Origin of the sequence: Nocardioides sp. (genome assembly GCF_036374615.1) — a bacterium.
In the GTDB taxonomy this organism is placed as follows: domain Bacteria; phylum Actinomycetota; class Actinomycetes; order Propionibacteriales; family Nocardioidaceae; genus Nocardioides.
Genome location: NZ_DASUTK010000177.1, coordinates 1 through 10,936 on the forward strand (window position 1 = coordinate 1; position 10,936 = coordinate 10,936).

13 protein-coding genes are annotated in these 10,936 nt (G+C 72.3%); 3 read left to right on the forward strand and 10 right to left on the reverse strand.

Features of this window, described 5'->3' with window-relative positions:
* Positions 1-58: 58 nt before the first annotated feature.
* Positions 59-868: an SDR family NAD(P)-dependent oxidoreductase gene (locus tag VFZ39_RS13815; protein ID WP_330866351.1), complete on the forward strand. Its 810-nt coding sequence runs from the start codon at positions 59-61 to the stop codon at positions 866-868.
* Here the strand turns inward: VFZ39_RS13815 and VFZ39_RS13820 are convergent.
* Genes VFZ39_RS13820 through VFZ39_RS13835 form a run of 4 tightly spaced genes read right to left on the reverse strand, consistent with a single transcriptional unit; the run spans position 845 to position 4,202 of the window.
* Positions 845-1,828 carry a hypothetical protein gene (locus tag VFZ39_RS13820; RefSeq protein ID WP_330866352.1) on the reverse strand — a complete coding sequence of 328 codons (984 nt, stop codon included), beginning with the start codon at positions 1,826-1,828 and terminating at the stop codon, positions 845-847. The two genes, VFZ39_RS13815 and VFZ39_RS13820, sit on opposite strands and share 24 nt — an antisense overlap.
* Positions 1,825-2,517 (reverse strand): 5-oxoprolinase subunit B family protein, encoded by a 693-nt coding sequence (locus tag VFZ39_RS13825; RefSeq protein WP_330866353.1) that lies wholly within the window; start codon positions 2,515-2,517, stop codon positions 1,825-1,827. The genes VFZ39_RS13820 and VFZ39_RS13825 overlap by 4 nt, the downstream gene beginning before the upstream one ends.
* Positions 2,517-3,296, reverse strand: a complete 780-nt coding sequence (locus VFZ39_RS13830; protein ID WP_330866354.1) for a 5-oxoprolinase subunit PxpA — start codon at positions 3,294-3,296, stop codon at positions 2,517-2,519. The genes VFZ39_RS13825 and VFZ39_RS13830 overlap by 1 nt, the downstream gene beginning before the upstream one ends.
* A gap of 12 nt (positions 3,297-3,308) precedes the next feature.
* A complete protein-coding gene (locus tag VFZ39_RS13835; RefSeq protein WP_330866355.1) occupies positions 3,309-4,202 on the reverse strand; it encodes a GNAT family N-acetyltransferase in 894 nt (297 codons plus the stop codon).
* Between the two features lie 55 nt (positions 4,203-4,257).
* On the opposite strand from VFZ39_RS13835, the gene fdxA reads away from it, so the two are divergent.
* Together fdxA and dapC are read left to right on the forward strand one after the other, a co-directional pair.
* Positions 4,258-4,584, forward strand: coding sequence for a ferredoxin (gene fdxA / locus VFZ39_RS13840; protein ID WP_330866356.1), 327 nt, complete (start codon positions 4,258-4,260; stop codon positions 4,582-4,584).
* Positions 4,585-4,588: 4 nt separating this feature from the next.
* Complete coding sequence (gene dapC, locus VFZ39_RS13845; RefSeq protein ID WP_330866357.1) at positions 4,589-5,728, forward strand: succinyldiaminopimelate transaminase; 1,140 nt, start codon at positions 4,589-4,591, stop codon at positions 5,726-5,728.
* 344 nt (positions 5,729-6,072) lie between these two features.
* Here the strand turns inward: dapC and VFZ39_RS13850 are convergent, their stop codons facing one another.
* The 6 genes from VFZ39_RS13850 to VFZ39_RS13875 all read right to left on the reverse strand — a co-directional run.
* Positions 6,073-6,726 (reverse strand): Crp/Fnr family transcriptional regulator, encoded by a 654-nt coding sequence (locus tag VFZ39_RS13850; RefSeq protein WP_330866358.1) that lies wholly within the window; start codon positions 6,724-6,726, stop codon positions 6,073-6,075.
* 144 nt (positions 6,727-6,870) lie between these two features.
* Positions 6,871-7,203, reverse strand: a complete 333-nt coding sequence (locus tag VFZ39_RS13855) for a hypothetical protein (RefSeq protein ID WP_330866359.1) — start codon at positions 7,201-7,203, stop codon at positions 6,871-6,873.
* Between the two features lie 167 nt (positions 7,204-7,370).
* Complete coding sequence (locus VFZ39_RS13860; protein WP_330866360.1) at positions 7,371-8,339, reverse strand: hypothetical protein; 969 nt, start codon at positions 8,337-8,339, stop codon at positions 7,371-7,373.
* A 10-nt stretch (positions 8,340-8,349) separates the two neighbouring features.
* Positions 8,350-9,306: a 2,3,4,5-tetrahydropyridine-2,6-dicarboxylate N-succinyltransferase gene (dapD, locus tag VFZ39_RS13865; protein WP_330866361.1), complete on the reverse strand. Its 957-nt coding sequence runs from the start codon at positions 9,304-9,306 to the stop codon at positions 8,350-8,352.
* A gap of 9 nt (positions 9,307-9,315) precedes the next feature.
* On the reverse strand, positions 9,316-10,119 hold the full coding sequence (locus tag VFZ39_RS13870) for an alpha/beta hydrolase (protein ID WP_330866362.1): 804 nt from the start codon (positions 10,117-10,119) through the stop codon (positions 9,316-9,318).
* 8 nt (positions 10,120-10,127) lie between these two features.
* A partial coding sequence (locus VFZ39_RS13875) for a phosphotransferase (RefSeq protein WP_330866363.1) occupies positions 10,128-10,936 on the reverse strand: 809 nt, incomplete at its 5' end.

The window sequence follows — 10,936 nt, forward strand, 5'->3', positions numbered from 1 at the left end:
GAGCGTGTCGATACCCGCGACTCACCCGAGCCGAACATCTCGATGAGAGGATCCATCCGTGACAGGACAGCTGGAGGGGCGGACCGCCGTCGTCACCGGCGCGGCACGCGGCATCGGCCTGGCGATCGCACAGCGCTTCGCATCCGAGGGCGCTCGGGTGGCACTGGCCGATGTCGACGAGGACGCGGTGAAGCAGGCTGCACATGTGATCGGCGGGGCGGGCGGTACGGCGATCGGCGTGGCCACGGACGTGGGCGACGCCACCGCGGTCGACCGGTTGTTCGAGACGACCACGGACGAGCTCGGACCGGTGTCGGCCCTGGTCAACAACGCGGCGATCACGACCGACGTGAGGCACGTGTTCGACGGTGACCTGGCGTGGTGGGACCGGTACCTCCGGGTGAACCTCACCGGCCAGTACCTCTGCCTGGACCGGGCGGCGCGGATCATGGCGCGCAACGGCGGTGGCGCCATCGTCAACATGAGCAGTGGCGCGGCGACCGCGTCGCACCGGGGCATGCTGGCCTACGACGCGGCGAAGGGCGGCGTCGAGGCGATGACGCGAGCCGCGGCGCTCGAGCTGGCTCCCTACGGGATCCGCGTGAACACGTTGGTCCCCGGTCTGATCGCCACCCGACCCGAGCCCGAGGCGTCCGCCAGGAAACGCGACGAGACGGTCCCGCTCGGCCGCGGCGGCCGCGCCGAGGACCTCGCCGGCCCGGCTCTGTTCCTGGTGGCCGACGACTCGGCGTACATCACCGGCACCAAGGTGGTGGTCGACGGCGGCGTGCTCGCCAACCAACGCAGTCCGCAGGTCGACACGTTCCCGGTCGACGGGTTCCCCTCAGTGGAGTCGCTCGACTCCTGACGCCTGCAGCGCTGCGTGCACGCGGCGCTCGAGCTCGGCCAACGTCGCTGCCTGCTGTCGCACGTCGGCCACAGCGTCGGCTGTCGCGCAGGGGCGGAACCGGACCCGATCACCCGGTCGCGCCTGCGCCAGCCGGTCGACCGCCACCGTCGTGGCCACCCCGAGGATCGGGTACCCGGCCGTCACGAGCCGGCCACGGAGCAGCACCAGCAGCCCCCCGGTGGGAGGCACCTGCACCGCCCCCATGGGCACGCCGCGCGAGATCATCTCCTGCCGTCCCTTCCGGCGGGACGCCTCACCGAGGAGCCGCAGCCCCACGTAGTCGGAGTCGCGGCTGACCTCGAAGTCCCCGAGACGGTCCCAGACGTCGGAGGTGAACTCCCCGGCCTCGGGTCCTGGCGTGACGGCCACCTCCCAGGCATGTCCCGCGGCGGGGTGGTCGACGGTGAACCTGAACACCGGGATCACCGTGTGCGGGTGGGTCAAGCCCGCGAACGCGGTCCGGACCGCGAGCTCCTGCCCAGGTTCCAACCGGGTGCCGACGCCGAGCAGAGGGTCGGGGGCGACACTCCCGAGCGTGCGCTCGGCCTGCAGCATGCCCCCGATGGCGACGTAGCTGCGCCAGCCTCGGTCGGGCGCGGACACGACGACCGGGCTGGCTGGCGGGACGACCAGCGTCTGCCACACCGGCTGCGGCTGCCCCGCCACCGTGACGCCCGCGGCCGCGCCCGTCACCGCCACCAGTGCCGGCCGGTCGACCGTGAAGGACCAGCCGGTGGCGGTGCTCTCGAAGAGCGGCGCGCCGCGGTCGTTGCCGACCAGCACTGACGCGACGCAGGCAGCGTGCCGGTCGCCTGCCCCGTTGTGCCCGACGCCGAGCCGGCTGTAACCGGGCCGTCCGAGGTCCTGCACGGTGGTGAACCCGGGCTCGAGCACGCGCACCAGCGTGTTGGCGGTCATCTCGGCTCGTCCGGCAGCAGCCGCCGACCTGCGTGCTCGTCCCAGGCGTCGGGCTCGATCGGCACGAACCGCACCAGGTCCCCGGGCCGGTAGCTGACCAGGTCCGGGTCGGCCAGGTCGAAGAGGGTGACCGGGGTCCGGCCCAACAGCCGCCAGCCGCCGGGGGAGGGCACCGGGTAGATCATCGACTGCCGGCCGCTGACGGCCACCGAGCCGGGCGGGATCTTGGTGCGGGGTGAGCGCATCCGCGGCACCTCGGTAGGGATCGGAGGTACGTCGACGAACAGCGCCGCTACGGGCGAGCCGACGAACCGCAGCACCCACGCCTCGCTCGTGTGCAGCGCCACCAGGTCGTCGGGCGTGGTGCCGAGCTCGTCGGCCACGTCGGCCAGGTCCGGGCCGTCGTCGCCGCCATAGACCACCGGCACCGTGAAGGTGCGGGCCGGCGCGGTCGGTGCCGCTCGGTCGAGCCTCGACCGCAGCGCCGCCTCCATGGCGGCGTGGTCGGTGCGGACCGGGTCGAAGGCGACGAAGGCGTGCCGGAAGCTCGCGACCACGTCGACCAGGCCCTCGGGCGGGTCGTCGACCAGTGACGCCGCCAGGCCCTGCGCGACCGCCCACGCCTCCTCGGGGTCGGTGTCCGGCTCGACGAGCAGCCCGGCGTCGCCGTACTCGCGGATCGCGGTCATCAGGCCTTGGCCTCGAGGACCTCCGCGAGCGGGGCGATCGTGACTCCGGACTGCTCGAGCACCTGCCGGACGTGCTGCGCCGCGGTGACCGAGTGGGCGTTGTCGCCGTGGAGCAGCACCGTGTCGAAGTCGAGCTCGATCGTCGCACCACTGCGGGAGCGGACGGTGCCGGTCTCGACCATCGTGCGCGCCCGCTCCGCGATCTCCTCGGCGTCGTGGAACACCGCGTCCGGCTGCTGCCGCGACACCAGCGTGCCGTCGTCCTCATACGCGCGGTCCGGGAAGGCCATCAGGCCGACGCGCAGCCCGCGCTCGCGCGCGAGCCTCTCCAGCGTGCCCGAGTAGGTCACGACGATGAGGGTGTCGTCGACGTCGGCGATCGCGTCGAGGACCGGCCGGGCGTAGGCCTCGTCCTCGACGACCAGGTTGCCGAGCCGGCCGTGTGGGCTGACGTGCTGGACGGTGACGCCGGCGGCGCGGGCGAACCCGCTGAGCGCTCCGAGCTGGTACAGCACGTCGCAGTAGAGCTCGTCGTAGGACATCTGCATCGTCCGGCGACCGAACCCGACCCGGTCGGGGAACGACGGGTGCGCGCCGACGGCTACACCGTGCTCGCGGCACAACGCCACGGTGCGGCGCATGATCTCGGGGTCTCCGGCGTGGAAGCCGCACGCGACGTTGGCGGAGCTGAGCGACGGCAGCAGCCGGGCGTCGTCGCCCATCTGCCACGACCCGTAGCTCTCGCCGAGGTCCGCGGACAGGTCGATCACTCGGCTCATAGGTCCACTGTGTCAGCCGGGTGTGAGGTACCGGTAGGAGTGGTGCGGCGCGAACCCCATCGGCTCGTACAGCCGTCGGGCCGCGACGTTGTCGCCCAGGACCTGCAGGTACGCCGTGGTGGCGCCCTGCTCAGCACCCCACTCGGCCAGCGCCGCCATCACCGCCAGCGCCAGCCCGAGACCGCGCTGGGTCGGCGCGACCTCGAGGCCGCGGAAGCCGACCCACTCGTCGGCGTACGCCGCGAACCCGACGGCCACGTCGTCGACGACGGCCCGGACCAGGCCCGGTCCGGCCGGTTCGATGGTCGCTGCCGTGAGGCCGGAGGGCAGCCCACGCACGACGCGGGAGGACGAGGCCATCATGAAGACGGTGTCCGCCTCGTGCCCCTCGGTGACCCAGCCGTGGTCGCGGAAGAGAGCGTCCTCGGGCGAGTCGGGCAGCACGTTGGCGACCGGCCGCTCGTAGTGGGCGACGACCCGCTCGTAGGCGTCCGGGACGCCGGCCGGCCCGAAGGCCATCACCGAGTTCGCGCGGCGTGCCGTGGAGGTCGCCGAGTCGCGCAGCAGCCAGTCGCCCAGCGGCTCGGTGACGATGTCGGGCCACAGCGCGAGGGCGCGCAGCTGGCACTCGCGTGGGCTGACCCGCAGGCGTGGCGATGTGCGTGGCGGCACCGGCTTGCCGGCCACGACCAGGGACAGCGGGATCACCACGGCGGGCCCGTCCTCGGGCTGAACCACGCACTCGCCGTTGGACCAGCGCAGGCAGGTCCCGAGGACGTCGGTCATCGCGGGACCGCCGCTGGGGCCGGTCTCGCCGGGCACCAGGCGTCGCACCACGACCCGCCGGCCCACGACGTGGGGGCCCAGGCCGTGTCCACCGCGGTGGGGCTCCGGGGCACTCTGCACCCCGGGATACTAGGCTGGGCATCGAACGACTTCCCGCCCTGTCCAGGAGGAACTGGTGACCTACGTCATCGCCCAGCCGTGCGTCGACCTCAAGGACCGTGCGTGCGTCGACGAGTGCCCGGTCGACTGCATCTACGAGGGCAAGCGGATGCTGTACATCCACCCGGACGAGTGTGTCGACTGTGGTGCCTGCGAGCCGGTGTGCCCGGTCGAGGCGATCTTCTACGAGGACGACACCCCGGAGGAGTGGAAGGCCTACTACGACGCGAACGTGCACTTCTTCGACGACCTCGGCTCACCCGGCGGCGCAGCCAAGATGGGAGTCATCGACCACGACCACGAGCTGGTCGCGGCGCTGCCGCCGCAAGAGCACGACGAATAGCCCGGTGGTTGAGGAGCGTGCGAAGCGAGCGTCTCGAAGCTCCGAGCGACTGCCGGACTTCCCCTGGGACCAGCTGAGGGCGTACGCCGAGACCGCGCGGTCGCACCCGGACGGCCTCATCGACCTGTCGATCGGCACGCCGGTCGACCCCACGCCGGACGTCGTCCAGGCCGCGCTGCGTGCCGCGGCCGACTCACCGGGCTACCCCACGACCATCGGGCTCCCGGAGACGCGGCAGGCCGCCGTCGACTGGCTGGCGCGGCGGCACGGCGTCACCGGGCTCGGGATCGACGCAGTGCTCCCGGTGATCGGGTCCAAGGAGCTGATCGCCTCCCTGCCCGCCCATCTCGGGCTCGGAGCCGGTGACGTGATCGGCTACCCGGCGCTGGCCTACCCGACCTACGAGGTGGGGGCGGCGCTGTGCGGTGCCCGCGGGTTCGCCACGGACTCGCTGACCGCGTTCGGCCCAGCGCGACCGGCGCTGTTGTGGCTCAACAGCCCGTCGAATCCGACCGGCCGGGTGCTGCCGGTCGAGCACCTGCGCAAGGTCGTGGACTGGTGCCGCGAGGGCGGCACGCTGCTGGTGTCCGACGAGTGCTACCTCGAGTGCGTGTGGGGCGCGGACTCGGCGGCGGTCTCGGTGCTGCACCCGGACGTGTCAGGCGGGTCTCACGAGGGCGTGCTCGCCGTCCACTCCCTCTCCAAGCGCTCGAACCTCGCGGGGTACCGCTGCGCGTTCGTGGCCGGTGACCCGGCCGTGATCGCCGAGCTGCTCGCCGTTCGCAAGAACCTGGGCCTGATGCAGCCCGGCCCGCAGCAGCACGCGATGGCCGCGGCGCTCGAGGACGACGCCCACGCGGACGCCCAGCACGCGACCTACGCCGCGCGTCGCGCCGTGCTCCGCGCCGCGTTCGAGGGGGCCGGTTTCGAGATCGACCACTCCCAGGGCTCGCTCTACCTCTGGGCCAGGCGACCGGGCAACGGGGACGGCGAGGACTGCTGGGATACCGTCGCCTGGCTCGCCCAGCGAGGCGTGCTGGTCGCGCCGGGCTCGTTCTACGGCGCCGCCGGGGCGCGGCACGTCCGCGTGGCGTTCACGGCGACCGACGAACGGATCGCGCAGGTGCCTGCCCGGCTCACATGACCGCGGCAGCTCGCCGGTCCGCGCTCAGCTGTAAGCCCGGCGGAAGTGGGCGAGGTTCCAGAGTAGGGAGTGATGCTGCGGCTCCTTGGCCGCTCGTCGGGCGGTGGCTGGCCGCTCACGTCGCCGGTGCGCGTGGGTCAGGCGCTCGTGCTCCGCCTCGCGGATGCGGTCTTCCATGATCGCTCGGACTACTAAGTGGTGCTCGTACATGGTGGGCTCCTGTTGTCTGGACCGTTCCGACCTTTTCGATGGGTCGATCCTGAGCCAGTGCCGCGGAATCTTCTGTTCGCCCGCTGACACTCCGAGTGACCCGTTCCAGACAGTCGCCCCGCCCGCGCGAGCGTCTATTCGGGGCACCGTCGTGCCAGGCCCGCCATGTCCAGGACCTCGATCCGCGAACGGCTCAGCCTGACGACGTGAAGCTCGGCGAGCTGCTGCAGGATCTGGTTGACCGACGGCCTGGTCGCGCCGACGAGCTCTGCGAGCTGGGTCTGGCTCAACGGGATGGTGACGCTGGCGCCCGCCTCTCCGTAGGACCGGGCGAGCTCGAGCAGGCGTCGGTACACCCGCCGGTCCAGGCTCTCGTACATGGTCTCCAGGAGCCGCCGACTCAGGATGTCGATCCGGTCTGCCAGGACGGCGGAGACGATCCGCTCGATCCTCGGGTTGCGGCTGCACAGCGCGTCGAAGGCCGTGGCCGCAACCGCCAGGGTGCGGCTCGTCTCGAGAGCGGTGACGGTCGCGGTACGCCGGCGGTCCGCACGCAGCAGCGCCAGCTCCCCGAAGTAGTCGCCCGATGACAGGATCGTGAAGGTTCCTGCGGCACCGGAGGCCAGGCCGCCGTGAACCGAGAGGTGCCCGTGCTCGACGAGGTGGAGGGAGTCGGCCGGGTCACCCGTGTGACAGACGACCTCGTTCCGAGCGAACGTTCGACGGCGGGCCAGAGCGAGGAACGCCTCTCGATCGTCGTTCCGCAGCGGTTCCAGCAGCCGCCACACGCTGCCAGTGAAACACACGTGGCGGGTCGGGTGGCTGGAGCGCGGTCGGCGCCTGCCGGCTGCGTGTCGCGGACGGATCCGCGGCTCGCGCCAGGCAGGTCCCCTGAAGACTGCCCGGCCCCGGTTGGCAGGCGCCGACCGCTGTCAACGCGCGACCAGGATCGACGTGGGGGTTGCCCCGCCCTCCTGGTCGCCTAGCTCCTCTTCCTCGTCCGCCTCGGCGGCCCACCACGCCGGCTCCGCCACCGGCTCGTCGGTCTCCCAGGCGGGGCGGTGCGCACTCACGTGAACGGCTGACACGTCGGTCAGTCGCACCACGTGGTGGCTGGACTCGGGGCCGGTGAGGATCACGCCATGTCCGTCGATCTCGCTCACTGCACCCTCGATCCAGTGCCCGGACACGAGCACCCGGACCTCGACACCATGCTCACGAGCGCGGCCCAGCGCCGTGCCGATGGTGTACACGGTCGAGTGCATCAGTGTTCTCCTCCGAGGTCGGGTGCCCGGCCCGCCCACGGGGCCGGGCATGCCAACGGTAGGAGCGCCGCCCGGACCCTGTCCGGTCGTTCTTGCAGGTCTGGCCGGATGGGGTCACGGCATAGTCCGTTCGGGCCACCGGCCCCGTCTCCGGACGCCGGTGCCGCTCAGGCGTGCACGTCGACGTGCACGTGGTCGCGGTGCTCGAGGATCGCCGCGGTCCCTGCATCACGGCCCGAGGTGTCGGGCGCATAGCGCCGCCAGCCGGAGCCGGACCGCAGACCGGCGCTCCAGATCCGGCCGTCGAAGATGACAGTCCGCACGTCGAGCCGGGCAGCGTGCGCCACCAGGTACTGAGCCATTGCCCACCCGCGCTCCTTGTTCTCCTCGATCACCGGCCGGAAGAAGACGTCGATCGCGCGGCCCTCGTAGTGGGCTGACCCCTCCCGGTGGCCGTCTCGCACCCCACCGGGGGCGAACCCGCCGAGGGCCTGCGGACCGAACGCCTGCTGCAGGTCGGCTCGCACGGCCGCCGCGCGTACCGTGAGGCCGGTCCCGTCGAGGTCAGACGGCTCCTCGTCCGGGGTGTCGCTGACAGTGCAGTGGAACGCGTGCCAGGACTGGCCCGTCAGCGCGCTGGCGAGCACCCGGGCGTCCGCCTCGTGGTCGGCGTACGCCTCGGGGAAGGCGGATCGCTGCACCTCCTGCGCGGCGACCGTGATCTCCAGGGTCTCGTAGCCGTCGACCTTCTCCAGCGCGTCGTAGAACGCGTTGATGGAGTACTCCGGGTCGAGGAGCTGGCGGCGGTTGCCCCACCCCTGTGACGGTCGTTGCTGGAAGAGCCCGAGCGAGTCGCGGTCGCCGTAGTCGATGTTGACGAGCTTGGACTCCTGGTACGCCGTCGCGATCGCGATCGTGGCCGCCCGGGCCGGCATCCCGCGGCGGACCGCGACCGCGGCGATCAGCGCTGCGTTCTCCGCCTGGTCGGGCCGGAGCACGACGGTGCGGCCCTGAACGGTGGCGGTGCACCGGTCGGAGCGCAGCAGCGGCGTGACGGTGTCGCTGACGACTCGCCAGACCACGACTCCTGTGGCGACCAGTGCGATCACGGCGCCGATCGCCCAGACCTTCCTCAACGCAGGCGACCTAGTTGGAGTGCAGGGCAGCATTGAGCGCGATGCCCTCGCTCTTCCACGGCACCGCCTCGAGCGCGCCGGAGACGGAGTTGCGGCGGAAGAGCACGTTGTCGGCGCCCGACAGGCTGGCTGCCTTGACCACCTTCGGCTTGCTGTCGATGTCCCGGATTGTGACCTTGCTGCCTGCGGTGACGTAGCAACCGGCCTCGACGACGCAGTCGTCCCCCAGTGAGATGCCGATCCCAGCGTTGGCGCCCAGCAGGCAGCGTCGGCCGATGGAGATGACCTGCGTGCCGCCGCCGGAGAGGGTGCCCATGATCGATGCGCCACCGCCCACGTCGGAGCCGTCGCCGACCACGACGCCAGCCGAGATCCGGCCCTCCACCATGGACGCCCCGAGGGTGCCGGCGTTGTAGTTGACGAAGCCCTCGTGCATGACGGTGGTGCCCTCCGCGAGGTGGGCGCCGAGCCGCACCCGGTCCGCGTCGGCGATCCGCACCCCGGTCGGCACGACGTAGTCGGTCATGCGGGGGAACTTGTCGACGCCGTACACCTGCACCCGGCCGCGCTTGCGCAACCGCAGCCGGGTCTCCTCGAAACCGTCGACCGGGCACGGACCCTCGTTCGTCCACACGACGTTGTTGAGCACGCCGAAGATGCCGTCCAGGTTCTGCCCGTGCGGGGGCACCAGCCGGTGGGAGAGCAGGTGCAGCCGCAGGTACGCGTCGGCCGGGTCCGCCGGGGCGGCCGTGAGGTCGATCTCCGTCGTCACCACTTCGGTCCGGACCCGGCGGGCCGGGTCCTCGCCGGCCTGCGAGGCCAGCTCGGCGGGCGGCTCGGCGTCCGCGGGTCGGCTGCCCAGCGCGGGCGCCGGGTACCAGCTGTCGAGCACCGTGCCCTCGGACTCACCGCTCGTCACGACGGTGGCGAGGCCGTGGCCCCAGGCGGTGGTGGGGGTGGCGGTCACGCCGTAAGCCTACGGAGTGGGCGATGCGAACGACCCGGCGAGCCAGCCGAACATGTCCAGGGTCTGGTCGTTCCAATAGACCCAGGTGTGTCCCCCGGTGCCCTGGACCCAGGGATCCGGCGCGACCGGAGCCTGCTCCGCGAGTGCGACCGACGCATCGCTGTACGGGTCGTCGGTGGCGCACCACAGACCCCAGGGCACCGAGCTCAGGATGTCGAGGTCATCGAAGGCGGGGTCGTCGGGGCTCATGGCCGGGCTGTACAACGCGAGTGCGCTCGCCCAGTCGCGCTCGGCCTGAACGAGCCGGAGCGCGCCGTACCCACCGCGCGACCAGCCCCACAGCGCTCTGCGTTCGGAGTCGAACCCGCGGTCGGCCAGCCAGCCCGGCAGTTCGTCACGCAGCATGGCCTGTGGATCCGCGTCGCCGTCGGCCACCCAACCCGCTGGGCCGTCGTCGGTGGCGACCAGCACGAACGGCGGGGCGCCGGCCTCGACCGCGGCGGTCACGAACCGCGGGAGCCCGAAGTCGGGCAGGGAAGCCGCGGACTGTGACGCCCCGTGCAGGGCGACGATCACGGGAAGGCCGGCGCCGTCACCGTGACCGTGCGGGACGGCCGTCAGCAGGTCGATCTCGCCGAGGTGCTCGGAGGACATCCGCTCCAGTCGGACCTCGCCCTCCGGGGCGTCCGGCACGAACGGCTCCTCGCCCACGCCGAGCATCCGTTCCACGCGCTGCGGGGCCACGGCCCACCCGGCGAGACCGACCAGCCCGACGCCGCCGGCGCCGAGCAGCAGTCCGCGCCGGGAGATCATGGCCACATCTAACTGTGCCGGAGCCGCTCCCGGGCGCCTTTGAGGCCACTGGTCACGTACTCGTCACCGCCGTCGTTCAGGCCGTACCAGACCTCCCACCAGGGACCGAGCAGGTGCCAGTCACGGCCGCGGGCCAGCTCGTCCTCCGTCGCGCCGTACGTCGAGATCAGCGCCTCGGCGAACGGCACGGGTGGGCCGGTGACCACCCATGCGAGGTCCAGCGCCGTGTCGCCGAGGGCAACGTCGGTCCAGTCGATGACGCCGGAGACCCGGTCGTCGGTGACCAGCAGGTGGTCCGGGCCGAGGTCGCCGTGACGCAGATCGGATCGGTACGACGCTTCACGGCAGCGGTCCAGGAGCGCGCGGCCGGACGCGCGCAGGTCGGCAGGGAGCATCGGCACGACGCGGTCGGCCATCTCGTCCAGCTGCGGGATGCGCTCCGAGTCCTGGCTGATGCCGGTGTCCTCCCAGACGTCGGGCGGCGTGTCGTGCAGCGCCCGCAAGAAGCTGCCGACGCGTTCACCGTCGTCGGCGGTCAGGTGGCGTGGGTCGACCGGCGTGCCCGGGACCAGCCGGTGACGCGCCCGCGGCGGGTCGGTGTCGAGCAACACCGGGACCGGCACCGCGAGGGGGAGTCGGGGTGCCAAGCGCGGCATCAGCCGGGTCTCCGTCTCCAGCCGTCGGGCGACGTCGGGCCGGCGGGCGGTGCGATCGAGCCAGGTGCCCTCGACGATCTCGGCGTGGCTGTCCCAGCCCTGGCGTGTGACCGGCACGCGGTCGGCGAGCCGGTCGCGCAGCCAGTCCCCGAGCAGGCCCG